This is a genomic window from Bacillus sp. GC_Bacil_1, from assembly GCF_026540675.1.
Classification (GTDB): Bacteria; Bacillota; Bacilli; order Bacillales; family Bacillaceae_G; genus Bacillus_A; species Bacillus_A cereus.
This window is the reverse complement of the sequence record NZ_JALNUG010000005.1, coordinates 78,871-105,487: the sequence shown is the minus strand read 5'-3', so window position 1 is coordinate 105,487 and position 26,617 is coordinate 78,871. Positions and strand designations below refer to the sequence as shown.

Sequence of the window (26,617 nt, the reverse complement as noted above, 5' to 3'; positions counted from 1 at the left end):
ATAAACGAAAAAATTTAAAACTTTTTTGTTTAGGCAGGGATTTTATATTTAAGTAAATAAATATACTATGAAGTATTTTTTATACGAATATTGGAGGAGTATAAAATGAGTTTAGCAAGTTACATAGGCTGTAATGTAGAAATTCCGTTAACGGAGCCCGATTCTAATGATGTAATTGTTTTTGGATCATGTTTTGCAGAGGAAAGTATGCTTGAAATGGTACAAGAGTATCAATTCCAAAAAAATTACATATATGAGGTTTCAACTAGTTGGGGAATTGAACTTGTCGAGTGGCAAAACGTAAAGGAAAAAAAAGAAGCGAAAGAAAAACTTTTAACTTTATGCAAGATTATGGAAGGTTATTTGGAAGATGGAGACTATTTCGAATTATTCAGTTGTTGGGTTGGTGATGAAGATAAGGAACGAGTAGGGGAATTGAAATTAAAAATAAATCATTTTAATATAGATGAATTATGTATTCCAGAAAGAACATTAGTTAGGATAGAAAAATAAACATTGAAATATTTTTTAAGAAAAGGCGATTTCACTTTGTGTGAAGTCGCCTTTTAGTTGTTATATGCATTTTACATAAGAAATGAGAAGTTTATTTGATAAAGGAAAAAAGTATGGAGATAAATAAAATTATGTTTTTTGTTAAAAAATAATAAGTATGGCTCTTCTCAAAAGAACGAATGTTCTTTTGAGAGGTAACCTAATTATAGTTTAGAAGTAAATCCGAGTTTAGTGCGTATTAAAAATAACTAAGGGATAGTATGGCTAAATAAATGTATAAATGATCAAGGAGATAAAAATGAACGATGTAAAGATACAAAAGGAAGAAAGAGAGTGGGTTCCGTTTACAGTAATATCCGAACAACTTTTAAATATGAGAAAGATTATTGGAGAGAAATTAAAAGTACAAAAACCGCTTTTAACAAACGAAGCAAAAGAGAGAATTTCTGATAAATTATTAACGTCATTACTGTCTGAGAAAGAAATATTGGTAACATATTTTGAAGATGGTTACATACTAACAAACTACATGACTGTTGTACATATCAATCCGGTAAAACAAATTGTAATTTGTACAGACGCCTTTTATAAAACTTACGTATTTAACGCTATGGATATTATTGAAATAACGTAAAAGAAGCTGAATATTAAATGGCAGCTTCTTTTATTTCTGATTTATGAGACAAATAATACAAGAAAAAGCAGCTAGCTTCGTGCTAGCTGCTGAGCCCCAGGGAAAGGGAGAAAAAGATAGGGTACTCCAAAATCAACAAGAGCTGTCAAACAGCCTGATTATAGTATAGACAAATTAAGATTTTCTATACTAAAAGTTGAACATAAGATTAGGCTGTACCCACTTGGTTTTGATCTGCAAGGTCAGAATCAAATGTATTGGTCGCGCTAACACCGCTAAAAGTATTAACAACAAAACCAACGTTTGATGCGCCAGAGCCATTATAAGCTTTCGTATTTTCTTTTGGAGAAACGTTGTAGAAATCACCTAAGTTAAATGAACCATTACTATTTTGTACAACTAAATTCCCTACAACTGATGGCATAATTTTCACCTGCTTTATAATAAGTTGTTAACATTACTATATGGAGTTATAGTCCAGATGGTTCATATAATAAAAATTGTGGAATAGTAAAACGTTTGGAGCATGGATTTCAATAAAAGTGTGTTAAAATTAATATAATAAAGTTGAGTAATTTTTTTAAAAAATTTGTATAATTGATATATACGAAAATAAAGGAGGCAAAATGTAATGAAAGATATTATGAAAAAAGTTGATTTAACAGATGCCAAATCAAGTAATCTTGTTGCACTAATTTATAGTAATGAAGTTATATTAGTTGAAGACGCATTTTGTCCAAATGAAATAAAATTAAAGTTTAATGAAATTGCAATTTTATCTGCAATTAAAACAGCTCATATTGCGAAAGTGTCTATTAGGAAAGAACTTGAAGCGCTTTTTCATGATACGGGTGTTATATTAGTGAAACAAAATGTTGATTATGGTAGTAGCCAATCTATTACCATGCATTTTGAGCAATTTAAAAAATTGCAATATGAGATTGAATATTTAAATAAAAGTATGTAATAAGGCAGCTAAATAAAGGTTCTATCATAAAGGTGGAATGTGTTGTGTTGAAAAAGTGGTTTGAAAATTATTTGGGTGAATCGCATTGTAAACATAAATATATTTTTATTAAGATGCAGGATAATGAGGATTTTAAAAAAGATACATTAGGTGTAGTTTATATTTACCAGTGTGAAAAATGTGGAAAAGAGAAGTTGAAATGTAAAAACGATAATGAAATAAACAATGAATTTTTAGATATATAGCAAAAAGTAACCATGATGGTTACTTTTTTTATTTATGTATGCAATATCAAAACCATTACTAAAGTATGAGTTGAGTTGATACTATAGTAAATGGCTGAATAAAAATGAAGAGAGTAAGATATAGGGAAGGAGGATGAGAGAAATGCAGAGAAAAGAAATTGGTAAATCTGTAATTATTACAGGTGTGACACAAGGGTTAGGACGTGCGATGGTTGACCGATTTGATGAATTAGGGTGGAACATATATGGTTGTGGACGTTCAAAAGATAAAATTGAAGAACTAAAAAAACAGTACAGTAAAATACATGATTTTCAAGTAATTGATGTTTCAGATTCTCAGCAAGTTAACAACTGGGCAAATTATATACTTAATAGACATACGGCTCCCGATATGATAATAAATAATGCATCGATTGTAAATCAAAATGCACAACTTTGGAAAATTACGGCTCAAGAATTCGAAAATGTAATGAATGTAAACGTGAATGGTGTAGTAAATGTAATAAGAGCGTTTGTTCCCGCAATGGTAGCTAGGAAAGAAGGAATTATCATTAATATGAGTTCTAGTTGGGGGAGAGAAGGTGAAGCTGAGCTTGCGCCATATTGTGCCTCAAAATTTGCAATTGAAGGTATCACTAAATCTATGGCACTGGAATTACCTCATGGCATGGCTGTAGTTGCTTTAGATCCTGGAGGGAGTATTAGTACTCCAATGCTGAAGTCATGTGCGCCACAATATATAAATGAATCACCTACACCTGAAACTTGGTCACATAAAGCAACTCAATATATATTGAATATAACAATAGATAAAAATGGAGATTCACTGACATGCCCAGCATGCATATAAAAAGCACCTTTAAGGTGCTTTTTATATTAGTAGCACATTATATCATTCACAAAATTACATTTAAAAAATAAAATAAAAGATTAAGGGTGGAATTTATTTATTCCGCTATTTGCCGATTAGTAAGACCCCTACCTCAAAATTCAGCGAAAGCAAAGAATTTAGGAGGGGGATGAAGAAAACCCCACTGATTAAAGTTTCACTTTATTTTGAAAGGTTTAGAAAATATTTAAATAGGTGATAAAAATGAATCCAAGCGGTTTAAAAGTTACAGGGGCATGGTTTCAAGTAGGTGGGAACCTTACAGCTGCAATTGGAACGACAAGAGGATTTATTGGAGAAGAGAAAGTTGAATCGGATCTCGTTATTGTAGGAAGCTCATTACAAGCCCTCGGGTATATATTACAAATCATTGCGAGCAATTATGATGATGGGGAAGAAAAAAGAGAAAATCAAAATATAGGCTTAGAGAATCAAAGTAAATTACTTGATCAAATAGGAATTGAGCTATTAGCATTAGGGAATATATCAAATGTAATAGGAACATATTTTAATATAAATGAACAATCGAAAGAAAATGATTATCTTATTATTACAGGGAACAATTTACAATCGATCGGTGCTTTTTTAGGAGTAGAAGCAGCTTTGATGGATATAAATGTACTACAGAAAATTATTATATTAGGTAACTCCATGCAAAGTTTAGGTGCTGGATTACAAGCGTATCAAGGTGTTTCAAATGTATTGAAAGATGAGAGAGAAAATGAAGATAGTATTTTTGATAAGAAGGATGAGAGAATAATTGCACTCATTGGTATTTGGATACAAGCGATAGGAACGTTAATTTCTGCAATTGGAGTAACTGCAATAGAGGAAGAAAATAGGCTAGAAAACAATGAAAAGGTTGAAATACTTATATAAATAGAAGGAGATACATGAATTTTATAGGTACGTTAAGATTAAAATAGTAGTAGGTTTTTTTGCCTATAGATAGAATATATAAAGTAAGAGATGTTATATATACTTAATGAAAATTTATGTAACAACAACATCATAAGGTTTCTTTACGTATGTTTTGAAAAGGGATATATAAAATACAAAATAAGGAGTTTTCAAGGGATGATGTATTTATTAGCAATTTTTCTTCCACCTGTTGCTGTACTATTTTGTGGAAAACCAATTCAGGCAATAATAAATTTCATATTAACATTAATATTTTGGGTGCCAGGAGTTATACATGCAATTCTTGTAGTGCATGATAAAAAAGCTGATCGGCGTTTGAAAAAACAAATTCAAGCATATGATGAAATTAATAAGAGGAATCGAAGATAATTCATCTGTGAAATGTTTTTAAAAGAAAGGAGGATTAACCTCCTTTTTTTAGTGGGTGTTAAGTTTAAATTTTTGTGTGGCGGAAAGAATTTTTAATATAAGTTTTATGATAATAACTTTTAGATTGTGCATGTAATAGGCCAGTATAAATACTTTCTGGTACATTAAAGAAATCGTACATACCATTCTTTAATTGGATTCGCAAAATCATAGAAAAAGGATTATAGCCAACAGCAACTATATTTTTTGAAATCACGGGAGATAGCTTCATCATTACGCAACTCCTCACTTTTCATTTTTAATAATTTCTTGTAGATATTGAGGTTGTGAAGTTGAAATCCTTATAAATTAAGAGGTATTATACTTATATGCAATATATTAAATGTTTGTTATACGTAATTATAAGGAAGTTCACACGAAGTACATATCGTTGTGCTATTTTTATTTCACCTTTGATTTATAAATAAGAAAATATTGACCATTTGAAAAAAAGGTATATTATTTATACGAGGTATTAAAAATTCACTTTTTACATTCTATGCTTAAAGGGGCAGCGTTATTAGGAAAAATAGAAGTGAAAATAGTTTGTATAAGAAGTATTCTAAAATTTATAATCTGTGAATTGGGAAAATATTGAATGCTCCAGGTCAATATACTTTCTTAATCAAATGCATTTTAGAAAGTGACCTCAATATTTTTAAGTAAATCAACGGGAGAATTGAAAGGCAGGAGAAAGTAACATGTCAGAAAATTATCGTTCTCGAGAGGAACGACGACAAGTTAAAAAGAAAAAACAACCAGCTTCTAAAACACAAAAACCAAAAGGTAAAACATCATTCTTTCGCAAGTTTTTAATTACTTGTTTATTACTTGGTATTGTTGGTTTAGTGGCGGGGGTTGCTACCTTTTTCGTAATGATTAAGGATGCACCAAAACTTGAGAAAGCAAAACTTGTTAATCCGTTATCCTCAAAAATTTATGATAAAAACGGGGATTTGGTATATGAATATGGAAAAGAAAAAAGGACGAATGTTACGTATGAGCAAATACCTAAATTAGTAGAAAATGCATTTTTAGCGACAGAAGATTCACGTTTTTATGAGCATAGCGGAGTAGATTTTAAAGGTACTGCGCGTGCTGTTCTAGTAAGTCTTAAAGGAGATTACGGTTCTCAAGGTGGAAGTACGATAACACAGCAAGTTATTAAAAACTACTTCTTATCAATGGACAAAACACCAAAGCGTAAGGCGCAAGAAATATATTTAGCTTATAAGCTAGAACAACAGTATTCAAAACATGAAATATTAGAGATGTACTTAAATAAAATTAACTTAGGAAACCGTTCATATGGGATCGCAACAGCAGCACAAAACTACTATGGTAAAGAATTGAAGGACTTAACATTACCAGAAGTTGCGATGTTGGCAGGTTTACCGAAAGCACCGAATAACTATGATCCAACGAAAAAAGAAAATGTTCAAAAAGCAACAGAAAGAAGAAATGTTGTTCTAAACTTAATGAATCGACATGGATATATAACAAAACAGGAAATGGAAGAAGCATTAAAAGTTGACGTAGAAAAGGGACTCAAGCCTGCAACTCAACTACAAACAATGCCATACCCTGCATTTATGGATGCAGTTGTGAAAGAAGTAGAAAAAGAATTGCCAGATGCTAATATTGGTTCTGATGGTTTAGAAATTTATACAACGTTAGATCCGAAAGCACAGAAACTCGCTGATAATATTTTAAATAATAATATCATTGATTATCCGAACGATAAATTCCAAGGTGCATTTACATTTATGGATACGAAAACAGGAGAAGTTCGTGCTATAGGTAGTGGCCGTGGAGAAAATAAAGCTGTATTTAAAGGGCATAATATGGCAATTGAATTAGATCGTGCAGCTGGTTCAACGATGAAGCCGATTTTCGACTACGCTCCTGCAATTGAATATTTAAAATGGGCCACGTACCATCAAATTGATGACTCTCCATTTAAGTATTCAACGGGACAAGAAGTACGAAATTCAGATAGAAGTCATATGGGACCTATTACAATGCGTGTAGCATTAGAAAAGTCACGAAATATCCCAGCAATTAAGACTGCGAAAGAAGTTGGAATTAATAAATCAAAAGACTTCTCTGAGAAATTAGGCATTACATTTAATGCGGCACCGACTGAATCAACAGCGATTGGTACAAATGAAGTATCACCAACTGAAATAGCGGGCGCTTATGCGGCATTTGGTAATGATGGTAAATATACGAAACCGCATTTTGTTAAGAAAGTTGTTTATCCAGATGGTAAGTCACAAAGTTTTGGACAAAAGCCAAAACAAGTTATGACAGATTCTACGGCATATATGATTACAGATATGCTTCGTTCTGTAGTTACATCAGGTACTGGTACATCTGCAAATATAGCATCTTTAGATGTAGCTGGTAAAACGGGTACGACAAACTACTCATCAAAACAATTAGCTCAATATAAAATTCCAGAAAGTGCAACTCGTGATAGTTGGTTTGCTGGATATACACCGCAATATACGATGGCAGTATGGACGGGGTATATGAAAGATGGTAAAGACGAGTATATTAGTAGTAAAAATACGAAAATTGCACAGTTGATCTTTAAAGAAATGATGAGTGAAATGGCTACAGATAAATCACGCTTTAAAATGCCAAGTAGCGTTATTCAAGAAGGTAGTGAGCTACGTATAAAAGGTGAAAAACGTGATTCATCGCCAAATACTAGCGTACCGGATACAACGGAGCAACCAAAACAAGATCAACAGCAAAAAACTGAAGAAGAGAAAAAGCAAGAAGAATTAAAGAAACAAGAAGAACTGAAAAAACAAGAAGAGCAAAAGAAACAAGAGGAACTTAAGAAGCAAGAAGAACAAAAGAAACTAGAAGAGCAAAAGAAACAAGAAGAAGAAAAGAAACAAAATGAACAAAATAACGGAAATGGTCAAGGAACGACACCTCCAGCGAATAACGGAGGAGGCCAAGGAACGACACCTCCAGCAAATAACGGAGGAGGTCAAGGAACGACACCTCCAGCGAATAATGGAGGAGGCCAAGGAACGACACCTCCAGCAAATAACGGAGGAGGTCAAGGAACGACACCTCCAGCGAATAATAATGGAGGTCAAGGAACTCCAACCCCACCTGCAACAGTACAACCAAATAATGGTGGAAATGCAGGAGAGGTTCCTGCCAATAATGGACAATAAGAAAAATTTATAGAAAAGTTTTCAAAAGAGCACTTAAGATTTGTAGGAATTTACAATCTTAAGTGCTCTTTTCATTTTGCTACAGAAAATGTAATGTTAAGGGCCGGATAGAAAAAGAGTGAATGTAGTTTATGTGAAATATAACGTAAAGAGAGAAATGATTGTACGTGCGGGTTATCCCGGAAAGGGACTAACTGTGATGGATTACATAAACCATTAAATGAGTGGGAATTATATTCAAATCTTTAATAAATGTCTTTCTTTAACGGTTACTTTAGTTTGGAAAACAATTAAAAAGTCGAATTTCTTATTTAAGGAATTCGACTTTTTATGTTGAAACTGGATTAAAGGTTCGCCTTATTAAAATGTAGGGGTAATACAGTGATAGCTATTAAATGTTAAACGTACCATAAAAATTTTGAAAAAAAATTGAAGGGAAATGATAAAAGACTTGAGTCGGAGGTAGTGGAGGATAACTATGGCTATGAATGGGAGTACTACTGGGGTGTGTACCATGATGCCAAAATGATGGGGTAACTTGACCGGGAATTTGATATTGCTGCCAAGTTGCGGGAAGTTCAATTCCTACATCGGAGCTAGCTGTATGAACTGCAGGAACATGTATTCCAGGAGTCGAAGGAACTACGGCAGTTACTCTTAATAATACCCACATGAAATATTCACTCCTAAGTTGTGATAATAAATTAGTATATTCTTTTCACACATATAAAGGCACATATATAGGACTTTCGTTTAAAACATGCGTACAAAGTCTTAAGACTAATGTAAGCTGATGGTGGACTATTTAATATGAAAAGATACGTCTATTTGCGGAGGGAAAAGAGATAAAAAAAATGTACAATGAGGGTGTTAATCGTAATATTTTACGAGTGTATGGAGGTATTTTTATGGAACGATTATGGACGAAATCATTTATTCAAATGACTTTCGCAATGTTATTTTTATTTACAGGATTTTATTTACTTGTTCCAACGCTCCCGCTCTTTATTAAAGAGATAGGTGGCAATGAATCGCAAGTTGGACTCATGATGGGAATGTTTACAATAGCTGCTGTTGTAATACGACCGATTATTGGAGGAATGTTAGATCAATATGGTAGAAGATCCTTTATTATTTTCGGACTCATCTTTTTTGGATTAACGATGTATTCCTATAATATAGCATCGACTATTGTCCTTTTAGCTGTTTTACGTGTTATTCACGGAGTAACATGGGCTGTTTCTACAACAGCTGTTGGAACAGCAATAACGGATATTATTCCAGATTCACGCCGTGGTGAAGGTATGGGCTGGTACGGGATGGCGATGACAATTGCAATGGCGATCGGACCAATGATTGGACTATGGGTTGTACAAAATTATTCATTTCATGGTCTATTTTTATTAGCGACGTTGTTATCTTTTATGGCAGTCGTATTATCACTAATAACGAAGATGCCATTTACGCCACAAAAAGAAAAAGGGAAAATTCAGCTATTTGAGAAATCTGTATTAACAATCACGATTGTAGTATTCTTTTTATCGTTTGCATATGGAGGAATAACAACCTTTTTACCGTTATTTGCATCATCAATTCATGTGAATCCAGGAACTTTCTTTCTTGTATATGCAATTGCATTAACAATTGTAAGACCAATTTCAGGGAAACTATTAGATAAGTATGGAGAAGTATTCATCATACTCCCAGCATTATGTATTACTATTTTAGCTATAGTTGTTTTAACTATTTCAAATGGTTTGTTAGGTGTAATTATCGCAGCAACATTATACGGTATTGGATTTGGTTCAGCGCAGCCAGCTTTGCAAGCGGCAATGCTTACAATTGTCGATCCGAGTAAAAGAGGAGTTGCAAATGCTTCATTTTTTACAGCGTTTGATTTAGGAATCGGGTTAGGTGCTATTTTACTTGGAGTTGTTTCACAAATGTTTGGTTATCGTATTTTATTTTCAGGGAGTGCAATTTCGGCATTAATAGCCTTAATCATTTTTGTCTTCTTTGTAAAACAACGATTAGGAAAAAAAGAGTTTGCGTAAACTGGAGGAATAAAGATGAGAATTTCAATTGATCGTAAAGCTCTGCAATGGTTCCAGGAAGAATTACGTATAAAGCACGGTGAATCTGTACGTTTTACTGTAAGGTACGGAGGGGATAGTTCAATTCAGCCCGGATATTCTTTAGGGGTTGTTGCTGAGAAACCAGATGGGGAAATAGTGTCAGTTGAGAAGGAAGGTATTATATTTTTTGTAGATTCTGATGATCTTTGGTATTTTCAAAACTATGATTTATTTGTAAGTTATCATGAGGAAATGGAAGAAATTCAATTTAATTATGTAAAATAATAACTTTATTAAAAATGAATAAGTTTTATATAAAAATTATATTTAAGAGATAGTGAAATAAATATCATATAGTAACGAGCTGTATTTATGTACAGCTCGTTTTTTTTATTTCTCAAATAAAATTAGAATAATTGTATATTTGGCGGTGTTATATGAAAAATCTTTATATCTTGTTTTTGAAAATACGCAAAAAAGTCTATTCTTTCTTTATAAAATATAAGAATTATTTTTAAAAAATTGTATTGTTACAGTAAGAAAAGTGTAGGAAACTTATCATTATAAAATAAATTGAAATCTTCTAAAAACTCTGATACATTGAAATAGAAATGTAGTTTCACAATATTGTAAAGGCTTACAGTTATGTGCACGAAGATCTATTAGGATTGGAGGAAATAATGATGAAAGCTGAAGAAAAATTTTCCCCGGGATTAGATGGTATAGTGGCAGCGGAGACGAAAATCTCGTTTCTTGACACAGTAAAAGGTGAAATTGTAATTCAAGGGTATGACTTAATCGAACTCTCAAAAACAAAAGAGTATTTAGACATTGTGCACCTTTTATTGGAGGAACATCTACCGAATGAAGATGAAAAAGCAACACTTGAAAAGAAATTAAAAGAAGAATATGCAGTACCAGAAGGTGTATTCAACGTACTAAAGGCATTGCCTAAAGAGACGCATCCCATGGATGGATTACGTACAGGTGTGTCAGCGTTAGCTGGTTACGATAATGATATCGAAAACCGCTCGTTAGAAGTGAATAAAAGCCGAGGGTACAAGCTGTTAAGTAAAGTGCCAAACATTGTAGCGAATAGCTATCATATTTTAAATAATGAGGAGCCAATTGAACCTCTTAAAGAATTATCTTATAGTGCGAATTTCTTCTATATGTTAACTGGTAAAAAACCAACTGAACTTGAGGAAAAGATCTTTGATCGTTCCCTTGTTTTATATAGTGAGCATGAAATGCCAAACTCTACATTTACAGCGCGCGTTATTGCATCAACACAATCAGATTTATACGGTGCTTTAACAGGTGCAGTTGCATCTTTAAAAGGAAGTTTACATGGCGGTGCAAATGAAGCGGTTATGTACATGCTTTTAGAAGCTGGTAATGTTGAGAAATTTGAAGAGTTATTACAGAAGAAACTATATAACAAAGAAAAAATTATGGGCTTTGGACACCGTGTTTATATGAAGAAGATGGATCCAAGAGCACTTATGATGAAGGAAGCTTTAAAACAGTTATGTGATGTAAAAGGTGATTATACACTATATGAAATGTGTGAAGCTGGAGAAAAGATTATGGAAAAGGAAAAAGGAATTTATCCAAATCTTGATTATTATGCAGCTCCAGTATATTGGATGCTAGGTATTCCAATTCAACTTTACACACCTATCTTCTTTAGCTCTAGAACAGTGGGATTATGTGCGCACGTTATTGAGCAACATGCAAATAATCGTTTGTTCCGTCCGCGTGTAAATTATATTGGCGAGCGACATGTACTTAGTAAATAAGAACAACTGGGGAGTTGTTAGCACCGCCCGCCAGATGGGTGTTTGACCGACACCCATCATTAATAATAACGAATTTTCGACAGAAAGGGAAGGATAGCATGATTAAAACAAATGAAATTAAGCAAAAAGATGCATTATTAGAAGAGATTACGGATTATGTATTAAATAAAGAGGTTACTAGTGCAGAAGCATTCAGTACAGCTCGTTACGTATTACTTGATACACTTGGATGTGGAATTTTAGCACTACAATATCCAGAATGTACGAAATTACTAGGACCAGTTGTGCCAGGAACAGTCGTGCCAAATGGTACACGTGTACCAGGTACGTCTTATGTACTAGATCCAGTAAAAGGTGCATTTAATATCGGATGTATGATCCGTTGGTTAGACTATAACGATACTTGGCTTGCAGCAGAGTGGGGACATCCATCTGATAACCTAGGCGGAATTTTAGCGGTCGCAGATTATATTAGCCGTGTTCGCATTTCAGAAGGAAAAGAAGCTTTAAAAGTACGTGAAGTATTAGAAATGATGATTAAAGCACATGAAATTCAAGGCGTGCTTGCTTTAGAAAACAGCTTAAACAGAGTTGGTCTTGACCATGTATTATATGTAAAAGTAGCAACAACTGCAGTAGTTGCGAAAATGCTTGGCGGAACACGTGAAGAAATCTTTAATGCATTATCACATGCGTGGATTGATAATTCTAGTCTTCGTACATATCGTCATGCTCCAAATACGGGCTCACGTAAATCATGGGCTGCAGGTGACGCAACGAGCCGCGGTGTTCATCTTGCAATGACTGCTCTAAAAGGTGAAATGGGTTATCCAACAGCATTATCTGCGCCAGGATGGGGATTCCAAGATGTATTATTCAATAAACAAGAATTAAAATTAGCAAGACCACTAGAGTCATATGTAATGGAAAATGTATTATTTAAAGTGTCATATCCAGCAGAATTCCATGCACAAACAGCTGCAGAATGTGCAGTGAAGTTGCATCCGGAAATTAAAGAGAGATTGGATGAAATTGACCGTATTACAATTACGACTCATGAATCAGCAATTCGTATTATTGATAAAGAAGGCCCATTAAATAACCCAGCTGATCGTGATCATTGCTTACAATACATTACGGCAATTGGTTTATTAAAAGGAGATATCGTTGCAGACGATTATGAAGATGCAGTAGCAAACGATCCACGTGTAGACGAATTACGTAATAAGATGGTTGTTGTTGAAAACAAACAGTACAGTTTAGATTACCTTGACCCGAACAAGCGCTCAATCGCCAACGCTGTTCAAGTTCACTTTAAAGATGGCACAGTAACAGAAAATGTGGAATGTGAATATCCACTTGGTCACCGTTTCCGTAGAGACGAAGCAATTCCAAAAGTTGTTCAAAAATTCACTGCAAATATGGCAGGTCATTATTCTAGTAAGCAACAAGAACAAATTCATGAAGTTTGTTTAAATGAAGAAAAGCTAGAAAATATGAATGTAAATGAATTTGTAGATCTATTCTTAATTTAATAATAGGGGGAATTTAGAATGGCTTGGGTTGTGAAAAAGCAGTCAACACAAGAGGAGCTTGCGAATCGATTCCGAGCTTTAGTAGAAGCAAATGAAATTTTGCAAATTCCAGGTGCTCATGATGCAATGGCGGCTTTAGTTGCAAAAAATACAGGTTTTTCAGCTCTTTATTTATCAGGAGCTGCTTATACTGCAAGTAAAGGCTTACCAGATTTAGGTATCGTGACGTCTACTGAAGTGGCTGAGAGAGCAAGAGATTTAGTAAGAGCTACAGACTTACCTGTTCTTGTTGACATTGATACAGGATTTGGTGGTGTACTAAATGTAGCGAGAACAGCTGTAGAAATGGTGGAAGCGAAAGTAGCAGCTGTCCAAATTGAAGATCAGCAATTACCAAAAAAATGTGGGCATTTAAATGGTAAGAAACTTGTTACTACAGAAGAATTGGTTCAAAAAATTAAAGCGATTAAAGAAGTTGCACCGAGCTTATACATTGTAGCACGTACTGATGCTCGTGGCGTTGAAGGATTAGATGAAGCAATTGAAAGAGCAAATGCATATGTAAAAGCAGGTGCAGACGCAATTTTCCCTGAAGCGCTTCAATCAGAGGAAGAATTCCGTCTATTTAATAGTAAGGTAAATGCACCTTTACTTGCGAATATGACTGAATTCGGAAAAACTCCATATTATAGTGCAGAGGAATTTGCAAATATGGGCTTCCAAATGGTTATTTATCCTGTAACTTCACTTCGCGTTGCAGCGAAAGCGTATGAAAATGTGTTTACTTTAATTAAAGAAACAGGTTCTCAAAAAGATGCACTTTCTAATATGCAAACGAGAAGTGAATTATACGAAACAATTTCATATCATGACTTTGAAGAGTTAGATACTGGTATTGCAAAAACAGTATTATCAGAAGATCAATAGATAAAGCAGCGAAGGCGATGAAAATACATCTTTGGCAAAATAAAATGCTTGATGTGAAAAATCATCGCCTTCTATTTTCAAAAAAGATATTCCACTCATCGTAGACGAGCATAAGCAAAAAGCTATGAAAGCCGAATGATAGGGGGATACATATGGAGAAAACGAAGTTACCATGGGATGAATTTTTTTCACTCAATAAAGATATAAATCATACTTACTTTACACCAGAAGATTTTTCAGGTGATGAAGATTTAATCGCAAAAACGACAGAACAATTCGTTAAACAAGAAATTGTTCCACAAATGGAGAATATTGAACAACATAACTATAAAGTTTCTCGTCAATTATTTGAGAAAGCTGGGGAACTTGGATTATTAGGCATTGAGGTACCAGAAGATTATGGCGGGTTCGAGTTAGGAAAGGCTGTCTCAGGTCTTGTAGCAGAGAAAATGGGTTACGCTGGTGCGTTTAGCGTTTCTTTTAATATACACGCTGGTGTTGGTACATTGCCTTACATATATTACGGAACGAAAGAACAGAAAGAAAAATATTTACCGAAAATCGCATCGGGAGAATGGATTGGGGCTTATGCTTTAACTGAGCCAAATGCTGGTTCGGATGCATTAAGTGCAAAAACAAGCGCCGTATTGAATGAAGAGGGAACAGCTTGGAAGTTAAATGGTGAGAAGCAATGGATTACAAATGCTCATATGGCAGATGTATACGTTGTTTTTGCGAAGACAAATAAAGGAATGACAGCATTTATTGTCGAAAGAACATGTGAAGGTGTATCTATTGGATTAGAAGAAAAGAAAATGGGGATTAAAGGTTCTTCAACAGCGACTCTTATTTTAGAAGATGTTGTCATCCCTGCTGAAAATGTTTTAGGGGAAGTTGGGAAAGGGCATCACGTAGCCCTTAATATTCTTAACTTTGCTAGACTTAAACTTGCTTTTGGAAATATTGGAACAGCAAAACAAGCAATTGGTTTGTCGGTTCAATATGGAAAAGAGCGAAAACAGTTCCAAACGGAATTAGTAGACTTTACGATGATTCAAGAGAAAATTGCAAATATGATCATTGCTACATATGGAGCAGAAAGTGCAGCTTATCGTACAGCAGGTGTAATCGATGAAGCAATTCATGAGAGCGATGAAGATCTTATGAAGAAAATGTCCCAATTTGCAATTGAATGTGCACTTAATAAAGTGAACGCTTCTGAAACACTTGCTTATATCGTAGATGAAGCTGTACAAATTCATGGTGGTTACGGTTATATGCAAGAGTATGAGGTAGAACGATTATATCGTGATGCTAGAATTAGTCGTATTTTTGAAGGAACGAATGAAATTAATAGATTAACAGTTGCCAAAATGTTAATGAAGCAAATCGAACAATTAGAAGATACTGCAGTAGAAAGTGATGTAGCAAATGTAGAAAGAAACCATCGTTACATTTTATTAGCGAAAAAATTGTTGAAACAATCTTTGAAAACGCTCTCTAAAACTCCAGCCCTAAAAATTGACCAAGAACAAGAATATTCACGTGTAATTTCAAATATGTTGACGGACGTGTACGTCATGGAATCAGCGTTTTTACGTACGAGAAAAGCGGTAAGTAAAAATGGTGAGGAAAAAGAACATACGAAGCAACTCATAACAGATGTTATTTGTGAAGAAGGATACCGTAAAGTAGAAGAAGCAGCGATTTCTGTACTTTCGGCGGCTGTCACAGAAGAACAAGATAGACATGTGATTTTAGCTGAAATCCGTCAATTATTAGTACCTTTATACACGAACGTATTTACGAAGAAGAGAGAAATTGCGAAAGCTATTATAAATCGTGGGAAATATATTGTGTAAATAGGAGGAAAGCGATATGAAAAAGATTGGTTTTATCGGTTTAGGTAACATGGGTCTTCCGATGTCAAAAAATCTAGCTAAATCAGGTTACACAGTATATGGCGTGGACTTAAATAAAGAGGCAGAAGCGTCCTTTGAAAAAGAAGGCGGAATTATCGGTCTATCAATCTCAAAACTAGCAGAAACATGTGATGTAGTTTTTACAAGTTTACCTTCACCTCGCGCTGTTGAAGCGGTATATTTTGGAGCAGAAGGATTATTTGAAAATGGTCACTCGAATGTAGTTTTCATTGATACAAGTACGGTATCGCCGCAGTTAAACAAACAATTAGAGGAAGCTGCAAAGGAAAAGAAAGTAAACTTTTTAGCAGCACCTGTGAGCGGCGGTGTAATTGGAGCCGAAAATCGTACATTAACGTTTATGGTTGGTGGATCAAAAGAGGTATATGAGAAAACGGAATCTATCATGGGCGTTCTAGGCGCGAACATTTTCCATGTTAGTGAGCAGATTGATAGTGGTACAACTGTTAAGTTAATTAATAACTTATTAATTGGTTTTTATACAGCTGGTGTAAGTGAAGCTTTAACATTAGCGAAAAAGAACAATATGGATTTAGATAAAATGTTTGATATTTTAAATGTAAGTTACGGCCAAAGCAGAATTTATGAACGTAATTTTAAAAGTTTTATAGCACCTGAAAACTACGAGCCAGGATTTACTGTGAACTTATTGAAGAAAGATTTAGGGTTTGCAGTTGACTTAGCTAAGGAAAGCGAACTCCATTTACCGGTAAGCGAAATGTTATTAAATGTATATGACGAAGCGAGTCAAGCTGGATATGGTGAAAACGATATGGCTGCTTTATATAAGAAAGTTAGCGAGCAATTAATTTCTAATCAAAAATAAATTATACAAAGGAGAGAATACAATGATTACAACTGAAATTAAACGAGTGAAAAATCACATTAACGGTGAGTGGGTTGAATCGACAGGTACGGAAGTAGAAGCAGTTCCAAATCCAGCGACTGGAAAAATTATCGCTTACGTTCCACTATCTCCAAAAGAGGATGTTGAAAAAGCTGTTGAAGCGGCAAAAGCAGCATTCGAAACATGGTCTAAAGTACCAGTTCCGAATCGTTCAAGAAATTTATATAAATATTTACAGCTATTACAAGAAAACAAAGATGAGCTTGCAAAAATTATTACGCTAGAAAATGGTAAGACGCTAACAGATGCAACAGGTGAAGTACAGCGTGGTATTGAAGCGGTAGAACTTGCAACATCTACGCCAAATTTAATGATGGGTCAAGCACTTCCGAATATCGCTAGCGGAATTGATGGATCAATTTGGCGCTACCCAATCGGAGTTGTTGCTGGTATTACACCGTTCAACTTCCCAATGATGATTCCATTATGGATGTTCCCACTTGCAATTGCTTGCGGTAATACATTCGTATTAAAAACATCGGAAAGAACGCCACTTTTAGCGGAGCGACTTGTAGAATTATTCTATGAAGCAGGTTTCCCAAAAGGCGTATTAAATTTAGTACAAGGCGGAAAAGATGTTGTAAATAGCATTTTAGAAAATAAAGATATTCAAGCTGTTTCGTTCGTTGGCTCTGAGCCGGTAGCTCGTTACGTATATGAAACAGGTACAAAACACGGAAAACGTGTACAAGCGTTAGCAGGTGCGAAAAACCATGCGATTGTAATGCCAGATTGCAATCTTGAGAAAACAGTACAAGGTGTAATTGGATCTGCATTTGCAAGTAGTGGAGAGCGCTGTATGGCATGCTCAGTAGTAGCAGTAGTGGATGAAATTGCTGATGAATTCATTGATGTATTAGTAGCAGAAACGAAAAAATTAAAAGTAGGCGATGGCTTTAACGAAGATAACTATGTTGGACCATTAATCCGTGAATCTCATAAAGAGCGCGTTTTAGGCTATATTAATAGCGGTGTAGCAGATGGGGCAACTTTATTAGTAGATGGCCGTAAAATTAATGAAGAAGTTGGAGAAGGTTACTTTGTAGGTGCGACAATCTTTGATGGCGTGAATCAAGAAATGAAAATTTGGCAAGATGAAATTTTTGCTCCAGTATTAAGCATTGTACGTGTTAAAGATTTAGAAGAAGGTATTAAACTAACAAATCAATCTAAATTTGCAAACGGTGCGGTTATTTATACGTCAAATGGTAAACATGCACAAACATTCCGTGATAACATCGATGCTGGTATGATCGGTGTAAATGTAAATGTTCCAGCACCAATGGCATTCTTCGCATTTGCAGGAAATAAAGCTTCATTCTTTGGTGATTTAGGTACAAATGGTACAGATGGCGTTCAATTCTATACACGTAAAAAAGTTGTAACTGAGCGCTGGTTTTAATATAGAGTAAACAGCCAAATCAGCTATTAAATGAAAACCACCACCACTATTAATAGTGGTGGTGGTTTTCATCTTGTTAATTATTTTTTTCAAAAGCTAGTTTAATACCAAATCCAATTAGGACGACTCCTGTTAGCCCTTGAATATAACGTTGCGTCTTTGGTTTTTTCATAAAAGCACTAATTTTATCAATTAAAAATATATAAAATGCAAACCAAATGACTGTTAAAACGAGGTAAGTAAGGCCCATTACAAGAAGTTGAATAAATGTATTATGATTTGGATTTAAAAATTGCGGTAAAAAAGTTAAAAAGAAGACTGCAACTTTAGGATTTAATAAATTTGTAAGAAATCCTTGGCGAAAGCAAGAAGTATGTTCGTTTTCATTATTCAAAGATAGATCATTTGTATCTAAGTTTTCTTTGTTTCTTACTGCTAAAAGGGCTTTAATACCGATATATATTAAATAGAGAGCCCCAACGTACTTGAAAATAGAAAATAAAAGAGCTGACTTTACAATAAGTGCAGAAAGACCAATTACAGCAGCTAAAGTATGAATTAATAGTGCAATACATGTACCAAACACTGTTTTCACTCCACCGATTTTACCAGCAACCAATGTGTTTTTCGTAGCCATTGCTGTATCTGGACCAGGTAAAATGATAAGGCAAATAGACATAATGATGAAAAGAAGATAATTTTCTATCATAGCCGCCCCTCCTTTTTATTTTTAGAATATTTGATTAAAATCAGTGTAGCACAAAAATGGATTTAATAAAATTAAATTTTATTAAAAATTATTAAATAAAAAAGGCTATATAGTAGCTGTAATTACACTACTATATAGCCTCGATTTTATCCCGCTATTTGCGAGTAGTAAGATTTCCACCGCACAAGATTTAGCTGGAGCAAAGAAGTTAGGTGGGGGATGAACAAAACACCCACTCATTACAGTTTCATTTTATGCATTAAGTAAATTAAAGAAACGATTCACATCTTCTTCTGAAACGTCACTTAACTGTTTATATTTATAATTCGGATTTTGATCTTTATCAACGACAACGGAGCGTACTCCTTCGAAGAAATCTTCATGTCTCATGAAGTTTTTAGCAAGTATAAGGTCCGTAGCGAAACATTCTTCAACGGATTTATCTTGTCCATCAATAAACTGTTTTAATGTTACTTTTAGTGAAATAGGTGATTTTGATAACAGTGTTTCTTTCGTTTTTAGAGCAAAGGAGCTTTCATCTTTCTCCAATGAATGGATGATTTCTTCAATTGTATCGTAAGCAAAATGTGAATTAATTACTTCTAATGAAGGAGTCAGCTCGCTTTCTAAGTTTGGAGCAGTTGCGAATGTACGAATAACTTCTTTTAAATTAGTATGTACATCATCTTCTTTATGCCAATTTACACTTTCAAGTTCAGTAAGAAACTCTGGTAATGAATCAGATGTCATAAAGTAATCAGCAGCATTAATAAATAATACGTCAGAAGCTTTTAAAATAGATGCTGTTAAAGCAACGAAGCGACCTGTATATCCAGGTGCTTTATTTAAGAAATATGCAGCTCCGACGTCTGGGAAGAAGCCGATATTCATCTCTGGCATTGCCCATTTCGTACGTTCAGTTACAATGCGATACTTCGCACCATTTGTAAGACCGACACCACCGCCCATTACAATTCCATCTAAACAAGCAATAATCGGTTTTGTATATTGATAAATATATGTATCAATTTCATACTCTTCTTCAAAAAAACGTTCTGCATGTTGCAATGCCACTTCATTGGAACGCGCTTCATAAAGAGTTTTAATGTCGCCACCTGCACAAAAACCTTTTGTGCCAGCTCCTTTTAACACGATAAGTGCAATACGCTCATCGTGTTCCCACTCTTTAAGTTTTTGTCCGATAGGTTGTAACATGTCATAAGATAAAGAATTAAGTGCTTTTGGACGGTTTAAAGTAATTGTTGCAACGCCGTTTTCACTAACAGAAAATAAAACGTGTTCAGTCATAATGCATCCTCCCTTACATATCTTCTTATTCTTAATTCTTGATATGTACTGAAATGTCCTTTATAAATTTTGTCAAAAGTTGACGGTAAATATTAATTTGGTCACCGCATATTTTGACGAGTTATCTTTGCAGGATTTCAGAGACTGAGGGGGAATATTACAACATTACTGTAAGTGTAATTATTTGAAGTTATAATGATAAAAGCGCTATTATATAGGTGTGAATTGTTCATTATCAATTCTAAAAAGAGTGTTTGAAGAAAAAATGAATCGTACAATTGTAATAAAAAATTTTACACTGAATTAGAAATAGAGAAAGGAGAAATCGGAATGCCAGGACCTTTACTATTGTCGGTTATTATTTTGTCTTCTTTAATGATAGGGATAACGCAGTATTTTCATCATACAGATACGACAGAAGAAGTGAAGGATAAAGTACGTCTCGTATTTCCGATTTTTATAATATCTATTTCATTCTGTATTTTATTAAATAAAGATGGGTACATTGTCGCAGTGTTCTCATTTTTCGTCGCAATCGTTTTAATTACCGTTTTATATTATGTAATGAAAGACTTTATACAAAAATAAAGATGTCACAATAGGCATTTTTATTTTGGAGAAAATATAAAATTTCACATACCGTATTTTATATAAAATACATAAAACATATAACAATAGAAAAGTGTGTACTTTGCTGTGTATGTACTTGTCAATCTTGCATAGCCACTATACTATTAAAATGTAGAGATTATAAAAAGGGGTTGTATCTATCATGAAATTTGAGATGCACACAAAAATTATTTCAAATGAAAAAGAAGTAAGATTACATATTGAAGAAAATATATTTCAATTAATATTGGATGGTTATCACTTATTTACAATTCAAGAAATATTGCCTTTATATAAATCAAATGAAGAAAGAATTGGAAGTGCAACGATATTGAAGCTAGAGTGGGAGAACGGAAAAACTACAATAAACTATCAACTCGTTTCACTAAAATCAGTAAATTAAAAGGAGTAGAAAAATATGAAGTTATTTCATACAGCGGATTGGCATTTAGGTAAGCTTGTTCATGGCGTGTATATGACTGAAGACCAAAAGATTGTATTAGATCAGTTTGTACAGGCTGTTGAAGAAGAAAAACCAGATGCTGTAATTATTGCAGGGGATTTATATGACCGAGCAATTCCACCTACAGAAGCAGTAGACTTATTAAATGATGTGCTGCAAAAAATAGTTATTGATTTACAAACACCAGTTATTGCAGTAGCTGGTAATCATGATAGTCCGGATCGTATCCATTTTGGGAGTAGTTTAATGAAAAAACAGGGATTACATATTGCAGGCCAATTTCAATTCCCGTATGAACCTGTTGTACTAAATGATGAATATGGAGAGGTTCACTTCCATCTAATACCGTATGCAGACCCAAGCATAGTTAGACACGTGTTGAAAAATGAAGACGTACGTTCTCATGATGATGCGATGCGCATTTTTATGAATGAGCTCTCTGAAACAATGGATAAAGAAGCTAGACATGTATTTGTTGGACATGCATTTGTAACTTCTTCAGGAGAAGCGGAGGAGAATACAAGTGATGCAGAACGACCACTTTCAATTGGTGGTGCTGAATATGTAAATAGTCATTATTTTGATAAGTTTCATTACACTGCGCTTGGACATTTACATCAAGCGCATTTCGTACGTAATGAGACCATTAGATATTCAGGTTCACCACTTGCCTATTCAATTTCTGAAGAGAAACATAAAAAAGGTTATTACATTGTAGAACTGAATGAAACTGGTGAAGTAGCAATTGAAAAAAGGTTACTTTCACCACGTCGTAAAATGCGAACAGTAGAAGCGAAAATAGATGAATTATTACAGCACCCAGTAAGTGAAGATTACGTATTTGTAAAATTATTAGATGAAAACCCTGTCTTACAGCCAATGGAGAAAATACGATCTGTATATCCAAATGCAATGCACGTTGAAAGAGCGATGCAAAGGCGAGAACTCACAGATACAAATGAAGTAACGGTTTCAAGACATAAAACGGATGATTTATCTCTTTTAAAGGCTTTCTATAAAGAAATGAAAGGGTTAGATTTATCAGAAGAGAAAGAACGCCTATTTATAGATGTATTACAAACAGTGCAAGAACGGGAAGGTGAACGAGGATGAGACCGATTCAGCTTATTATGACAGCATTCGGGCCATATAAACAGAAAGAAGTAATCGATTTTGAAGATCTTGGAGAACATCGTATTTTCGCTATTTCTGGGAATACGGGAGCTGGAAAAACAACGATTTTTGATGCGATTTGTTATGTGTTATATGGTGAGGCTAGTGGAGAAGAACGTAGTGATACGAGCATGCTTCGAAGTCAATTTGCTGATGATGATGTTTATACAAGTGTAGAATTAACCTTTCAATTAAAAGGGAAACGCTATGAAATAAAAAGACAACTTGGACATAAAAAACAAGGGAATAAGACCATTACAGGACATGCAGTAGAATTATATGAAGTTATTGATGGAGAAAACGTTCCAGCCGTCGATCGTTTTCATGTAACAGACGTAAACAAAAAAGTGGAAGATTTAATTGGTTTAAGTAAACATCAATTTAGTCAAATTGTTATGTTACCACAAGGTGAATTCCGAAAACTATTAACATCTGAGACGGAAAACAAAGAAGAGATTTTACGTCGTATTTTTAAAACGGATCGTTATAAATTAATGCGTGAGTTACTTGATCAAAAGAGAAAACAATGGAAAGATGTTTTACAAGAAAAACAAAAAGAGAGAGAGCTCTATTTCCGTAATGTTTTTAAATTACCAATCCGTGATGGAGCATTATTAGAGACATTAGCGGCACAAGAACATGTAAATACGCATCAAGTAGTAGAAGCGTTAGAACAAGAAACAACAGTGTATAAGGCAGAGGTTGAGCAATTACAAGTAGAACAAGATGTTCAAACGAAGCAATTAAAGGATGCAGAAACACGTTTTCATGCAGCAAAATCTGTAAATGAGAAATTTATAGATTTACAACAAAAGAATGAGAAATATAACACTTTACAAGAGAACCGTGCAGCAATTGAAAGGAAAGAAAAATCCTTTAAACGTGCGGAACAAGCAAAGCGCTTATTACCATTTGAACAATGGTATGAAGAAGCGATGCAAAATGAGCAGAAAGCTGAAAGTTTGTTAAAACAGATAATCGTCAAACAAGAACAGATAATGAACAGCTTTGAACTTGCTCAGGAGAAGTATGAAGTAGTAAAGAATAAAGAAGCTGAACGAGAAGAGGCTAAAAAACTTGTTCAAAGATTAGAAGAGTTACAAGCAATCATTGAATCATTAGCTGAGAGAAAGCTGAATTTACAAAATGCCGAAATTCAAATAGGGAAATTAAAAGAAAGTATGCAAAAGTTGGATCAACAACTAGAAGAGCATACAAGCCAAAAACAGAGAATGTCTGATGAATTGCATCAATTAGAACAAGCACTTGAGCAATATGTAGCTAAAGTAGAAGAACTAACGAATATGCGAGAAGATGCAAAAATTTTAAAGCAAGCATATGATGTTTGGCAAGAAAAACAAAAATTCGAGCAAGAAAAAGAAGTGGCAAATAATAAAATGCACGTGGCAGTTCGTGCATATGAAAACATGGAGCGCCGCTGGTTAAGTGAACAGGCTGGTATATTAGCTCTTCATTTACATGACGGTGCATCTTGTCCGGTATGTGGTAGTACGAATCATCCGCAAAAAGCTACAGAGCAAAGTAATGCGATCGATGAAAAAGAGTTAAACGATTTAAGAGATAAGAAGAACATTGCTGAAAAATTACATGTGCAAGTAGAGGAGAAATGGAATTTTTATCGACTACAATATGAACAAGTGATAGAAGAAGTTGTGAAGCGTGGCTATAACTCCGAAAAATTAGTTGAAACATATAGTGCACTTGTTCAAAAAGGAAAACAATTAGCAGCAGACGTTAATACGTTAAAAGCAAGTGAAGAAACACGTAAGCAGATTGCTGCGAACATGAAAAGCGTAGAAGAAAAAATAGAAGAACTTCAGAAACAAAAACGGGAAGTAGAAAGAATGCAGCACCGTACAGAAATAGAGTGCATGCAACTTCGTACGTCATATGAACATGATAAACGAAATATTCCAGAAAACTTGCAAACAGTACAAGCTTGGAAATCACAGTTTGACCAAGCTATGCACGAACTTAGGTTAATGGAGGACGAATGGAAGAAAGTGCAGGAAGCGTATCAACATTGGCAAAATGAAAATATACGTATTCAAGCAGAACAGAAAGGTGCTTCTAATCAATTTGAAAGTGCAAAATTGAAGAAAGAAGAGACTTTCGCACGCTTTATGAAAGAGCTAGAACAAAGCGGATTTACAGATCAATTCACGTATAAAGAAGCCAAATTAAGCGACGCCGAGATGGAGATGTTACAGAAAGAAATTCAAGGTTATTATTCATCTCTTGAAGTGCTTGCAAAACAAATTGAAGAGCTAAACTCAGAATTAAAAGATAAAGAGTATATGGATATTACATCTTTAGGTGAACACATAAAAGAACTAGAAATTAATCTCGATATCATTAAAGAAAAACGTCAACGTGCGCAAAATGCGGTAACATATATTTCTGATTTACATGAAAACATTAGACGTATTGACGAACAAATTCACGAGGAAGAAAAAGCCTTCCAAGAACTTGTTGATTTATATGAAGTAATGAAAGGTGATAACGAAAGTCGTATATCATTTGAACGTTACATTTTAATTGAGTATTTAGAACAAATCGTTCAAATCGCAAACGAACGACTACGTAAATTATCAAATGGACAATTTTATTTAAAACGAAGTGAACGAGTTGAAAAAAGAAACCGTCAAAGTGGATTAGGCTTAGATGTGTACGATGCATACACTGGCCAAACGCGCGATGTAAAAACATTATCCGGCGGAGAGAAATTTAACGCATCACTTTGCTTAGCGCTAGGAATGGCAGATGTCATTCAAGCATATGAAGGTGGTATTTCCATCGAAACGATGTTCATCGATGAAGGGTTCGGTTCATTAGATGAAGAATCATTAACGAAAGCAGTAGATGCCTTAATTGACCTACAAAAATCAGGCCGATTTATCGGTGTCATTTCACACGTACAAGAACTGAAAAACGCAATGCCAGCTGTATTAGAAGTAACGAAGCAGAAGGATGGATGTAGTCAGACTAGGTTTGTGGTGAAGTAAGCTTAGAAAATGGAGTAGGGAATCTACCGATACTTTTAGTGTCATATGTACGAATCATAAAACGTCGTCTCTTCATATTGGAGGCGACGTTTTATTTTATAAAATATCTATGAATTATCTGTAGAAGGCGGCGTATTCTCCAAACGATTATAAGTTTTAAAGGCTGAAATTGCTGAGATAACCCCGCCTACTAAAAATAAAGCGGATCCTCCAACTAAGATGATACGACTGACATATGTTTCCCGTGCTTCTTCGACTTCTTCTTGTAACGCTGTAGGCATATGAATTCCCCTTTATAAAAGTTGTTTTATAAATAGTATATACAAACGCCTAAAATGTGTTAAAATAACTGATGATTTTATGCAGTGGGTAATTAGATGAGTAGGATGCGAGTGGCTAAATAAATCTTCATCACAAATTTATGCGAACTTCACATAGAGCACATATTAACATTGTATTATGTATATGTACCAAATAAATAAAGTGAATGTAAGTTCTGTTTTCAAAAATTTAAAATCCTTTTATTTCTATATGAAAGTTTTAATCGAGGGTTTTAAAAATTTTGGAAATAGATCTTATAAAAATGGAATTCATATAAAAGGGGAATGTCTTATGACAACATATACAAGTGAAATGAAAAAAACTTTAGTTTCAGAAGAAGATGTAGATATTTTAAAAATTATGGCGCATCCAATCCGACTGCAAATTGTAAATGAATTAAGTACGAGAAAAACTTGTAATGTAACACAATTAACAGAGTTACTGAATATTCCGCAATCTACTGTTTCACAACATTTATCAAAAATGAAGGGTAAAGTGTTACGAGCAGAGAGAAGAGGTTTAGAAATTTATTATCATATTAACAATTTAAAAGCGAGTAAGATTGTTAATGTTTTAGGGTATATAAACTAGTGAAATATTTTTATATAAAATAGCCCCTGCTGTTGAGCAGGGGCTATTT

Annotated in this window: 27 protein-coding genes; 21 read left to right on the top strand and 6 right to left on the bottom strand. The window is 34.2% G+C overall.

Features of this window, described 5'->3' with window-relative positions; genetic code table 11:
- Window positions 1-105 precede the first annotated feature (105 nt).
- Complete coding sequence (locus OXT04_RS09710; protein ID WP_061660149.1) at window positions 106-513, top strand: hypothetical protein; 408 nt, start codon at window positions 106-108, stop codon at window positions 511-513.
- A 298-nt stretch (window positions 514-811) separates the two neighbouring features.
- Window positions 812-1,147, top strand: a complete 336-nt coding sequence (locus tag OXT04_RS09705) for a YolD-like family protein (RefSeq protein ID WP_002093988.1) — start codon at window positions 812-814, stop codon at window positions 1,145-1,147.
- Window positions 1,148-1,355: 208 nt separating this feature from the next.
- On the opposite strand, the gene gerPF is transcribed toward OXT04_RS09705, so the two are convergent.
- Window positions 1,356-1,571 carry a spore germination protein GerPF gene (gene gerPF, locus OXT04_RS09700; RefSeq protein ID WP_001141569.1) on the bottom strand — a complete coding sequence of 72 codons (216 nt, stop codon included), beginning with the start codon at window positions 1,569-1,571 and terminating at the stop codon, window positions 1,356-1,358.
- A gap of 207 nt (window positions 1,572-1,778) precedes the next feature.
- Here gerPF and OXT04_RS09695 point away from each other — a divergent pair, with 207 nt between their 5' ends.
- The 5 genes from OXT04_RS09695 to OXT04_RS09675 all read left to right on the top strand — a co-directional run bounded on the left by OXT04_RS09695 (window position 1,779) and on the right by OXT04_RS09675 (window position 4,538).
- Complete coding sequence (locus OXT04_RS09695) at window positions 1,779-2,114, top strand: hypothetical protein (RefSeq protein WP_000651909.1); 336 nt, start codon at window positions 1,779-1,781, stop codon at window positions 2,112-2,114.
- A gap of 44 nt (window positions 2,115-2,158) precedes the next feature.
- A complete protein-coding gene (locus OXT04_RS09690) occupies window positions 2,159-2,359 on the top strand; it encodes a hypothetical protein (RefSeq protein WP_000915134.1) in 201 nt (66 codons plus the stop codon).
- 142 nt (window positions 2,360-2,501) lie between these two features.
- Window positions 2,502-3,209: an SDR family oxidoreductase gene (locus OXT04_RS09685; protein WP_001189038.1), complete on the top strand. Its 708-nt coding sequence runs from the start codon at window positions 2,502-2,504 to the stop codon at window positions 3,207-3,209.
- A gap of 243 nt (window positions 3,210-3,452) precedes the next feature.
- Window positions 3,453-4,127 (top strand): DUF6944 family repetitive protein, encoded by a 675-nt coding sequence (locus OXT04_RS09680; protein ID WP_098235643.1) that lies wholly within the window; start codon window positions 3,453-3,455, stop codon window positions 4,125-4,127.
- A gap of 198 nt (window positions 4,128-4,325) precedes the next feature.
- Window positions 4,326-4,538 (top strand): YqaE/Pmp3 family membrane protein, encoded by a 213-nt coding sequence (locus OXT04_RS09675; RefSeq protein ID WP_000990219.1) that lies wholly within the window; start codon window positions 4,326-4,328, stop codon window positions 4,536-4,538.
- A gap of 64 nt (window positions 4,539-4,602) precedes the next feature.
- On the opposite strand, the gene OXT04_RS09670 is transcribed toward OXT04_RS09675, so the two are convergent.
- Window positions 4,603-4,812: a KTSC domain-containing protein gene (locus OXT04_RS09670; RefSeq protein WP_000977080.1), complete on the bottom strand. Its 210-nt coding sequence runs from the start codon at window positions 4,810-4,812 to the stop codon at window positions 4,603-4,605.
- A gap of 466 nt (window positions 4,813-5,278) precedes the next feature.
- Here OXT04_RS09670 and OXT04_RS09665 point away from each other — a divergent pair, with 466 nt between their 5' ends.
- Window positions 5,279-7,777, top strand: a complete 2,499-nt coding sequence (locus OXT04_RS09665) for a transglycosylase domain-containing protein (protein WP_025118549.1) — start codon at window positions 5,279-5,281, stop codon at window positions 7,775-7,777.
- Window positions 7,778-8,168: 391 nt separating this feature from the next.
- Here the strand turns inward: OXT04_RS09665 and OXT04_RS09660 are convergent, their stop codons facing one another.
- Window positions 8,169-8,450 (bottom strand): hypothetical protein, encoded by a 282-nt coding sequence (locus tag OXT04_RS09660; RefSeq protein ID WP_000270089.1) that lies wholly within the window; start codon window positions 8,448-8,450, stop codon window positions 8,169-8,171.
- 235 nt (window positions 8,451-8,685) lie between these two features.
- Between OXT04_RS09660 and OXT04_RS09655 the strand changes: the two genes are divergently transcribed.
- From OXT04_RS09655 to OXT04_RS09620, 8 genes are all read left to right on the top strand, one after another.
- The gene (locus tag OXT04_RS09655) at window positions 8,686-9,831 is read left to right on the top strand and encodes an MFS transporter (RefSeq protein WP_014482022.1); all 1,146 of its coding nucleotides are present in this window, start codon (window positions 8,686-8,688) and stop codon (window positions 9,829-9,831) included.
- Window positions 9,832-9,846: 15 nt separating this feature from the next.
- Entirely contained in the window at window positions 9,847-10,137 is a 291-nt protein-coding gene (locus OXT04_RS09650; RefSeq protein ID WP_001222842.1) for a HesB/YadR/YfhF family protein, read from the top strand.
- Window positions 10,138-10,532: 395 nt separating this feature from the next.
- Window positions 10,533-11,654: a citrate synthase gene (gene mmgD, locus OXT04_RS09645; RefSeq protein WP_001987369.1), complete on the top strand. Its 1,122-nt coding sequence runs from the start codon at window positions 10,533-10,535 to the stop codon at window positions 11,652-11,654.
- 98 nt (window positions 11,655-11,752) lie between these two features.
- Window positions 11,753-13,189, top strand: coding sequence for a 2-methylcitrate dehydratase (prpD, locus tag OXT04_RS09640; protein ID WP_000598139.1), 1,437 nt, complete (start codon window positions 11,753-11,755; stop codon window positions 13,187-13,189).
- Between the two features lie 18 nt (window positions 13,190-13,207).
- Window positions 13,208-14,116 (top strand): methylisocitrate lyase, encoded by a 909-nt coding sequence (gene prpB, locus OXT04_RS09635; protein WP_000312640.1) that lies wholly within the window; start codon window positions 13,208-13,210, stop codon window positions 14,114-14,116.
- Window positions 14,117-14,268: 152 nt separating this feature from the next.
- Complete coding sequence (locus OXT04_RS09630) at window positions 14,269-15,978, top strand: acyl-CoA dehydrogenase family protein (protein ID WP_098834788.1); 1,710 nt, start codon at window positions 14,269-14,271, stop codon at window positions 15,976-15,978.
- Between the two features lie 16 nt (window positions 15,979-15,994).
- Window positions 15,995-16,885 (top strand): NAD(P)-dependent oxidoreductase, encoded by an 891-nt coding sequence (locus tag OXT04_RS09625; RefSeq protein ID WP_000719400.1) that lies wholly within the window; start codon window positions 15,995-15,997, stop codon window positions 16,883-16,885.
- A gap of 22 nt (window positions 16,886-16,907) precedes the next feature.
- On the top strand, window positions 16,908-18,368 hold the full coding sequence (locus OXT04_RS09620; protein WP_000633344.1) for a CoA-acylating methylmalonate-semialdehyde dehydrogenase: 1,461 nt from the start codon (window positions 16,908-16,910) through the stop codon (window positions 18,366-18,368).
- 76 nt (window positions 18,369-18,444) lie between these two features.
- Here OXT04_RS09620 and OXT04_RS09615 read toward each other — a convergent pair whose 3' ends face one another.
- Entirely contained in the window at window positions 18,445-19,077 is a 633-nt protein-coding gene (locus OXT04_RS09615; protein WP_000572348.1) for a LysE family translocator, read from the bottom strand.
- 252 nt (window positions 19,078-19,329) lie between these two features.
- Window positions 19,330-20,385, bottom strand: coding sequence for an enoyl-CoA hydratase/isomerase family protein (locus tag OXT04_RS09610; protein ID WP_074047299.1), 1,056 nt, complete (start codon window positions 20,383-20,385; stop codon window positions 19,330-19,332).
- Window positions 20,386-20,715: 330 nt separating this feature from the next.
- On the opposite strand from OXT04_RS09610, the gene OXT04_RS09605 reads away from it, so the two are divergent.
- The 4 genes from OXT04_RS09605 (at window position 20,716) to OXT04_RS09590 (ending at window position 25,656) form a co-directional block, all read left to right on the top strand.
- Complete coding sequence (locus tag OXT04_RS09605; protein WP_001119409.1) at window positions 20,716-20,973, top strand: hypothetical protein; 258 nt, start codon at window positions 20,716-20,718, stop codon at window positions 20,971-20,973.
- 184 nt (window positions 20,974-21,157) lie between these two features.
- Entirely contained in the window at window positions 21,158-21,397 is a 240-nt protein-coding gene (locus OXT04_RS09600) for a DUF2584 family protein (protein ID WP_000667344.1), read from the top strand.
- Between the two features lie 15 nt (window positions 21,398-21,412).
- A complete protein-coding gene (locus OXT04_RS09595) occupies window positions 21,413-22,570 on the top strand; it encodes an exonuclease SbcCD subunit D (protein ID WP_000765150.1) in 1,158 nt (385 codons plus the stop codon).
- Entirely contained in the window at window positions 22,567-25,656 is a 3,090-nt protein-coding gene (locus OXT04_RS09590) for an AAA family ATPase (protein ID WP_100910290.1), read from the top strand. Before OXT04_RS09595 ends, OXT04_RS09590 begins: the two co-directional genes overlap by 4 nt.
- A 107-nt stretch (window positions 25,657-25,763) precedes the next feature.
- On the opposite strand, the gene OXT04_RS09585 is transcribed toward OXT04_RS09590, so the two are convergent.
- A complete protein-coding gene (locus tag OXT04_RS09585) occupies window positions 25,764-25,937 on the bottom strand; it encodes a hypothetical protein (RefSeq protein ID WP_001141667.1) in 174 nt (57 codons plus the stop codon).
- A gap of 331 nt (window positions 25,938-26,268) precedes the next feature.
- Here OXT04_RS09585 and OXT04_RS09580 point away from each other — a divergent pair, with 331 nt between their 5' ends.
- Entirely contained in the window at window positions 26,269-26,568 is a 300-nt protein-coding gene (locus OXT04_RS09580) for an ArsR/SmtB family transcription factor (protein ID WP_000214794.1), read from the top strand.
- Window positions 26,569-26,617: the final 49 nt, after the last annotated feature.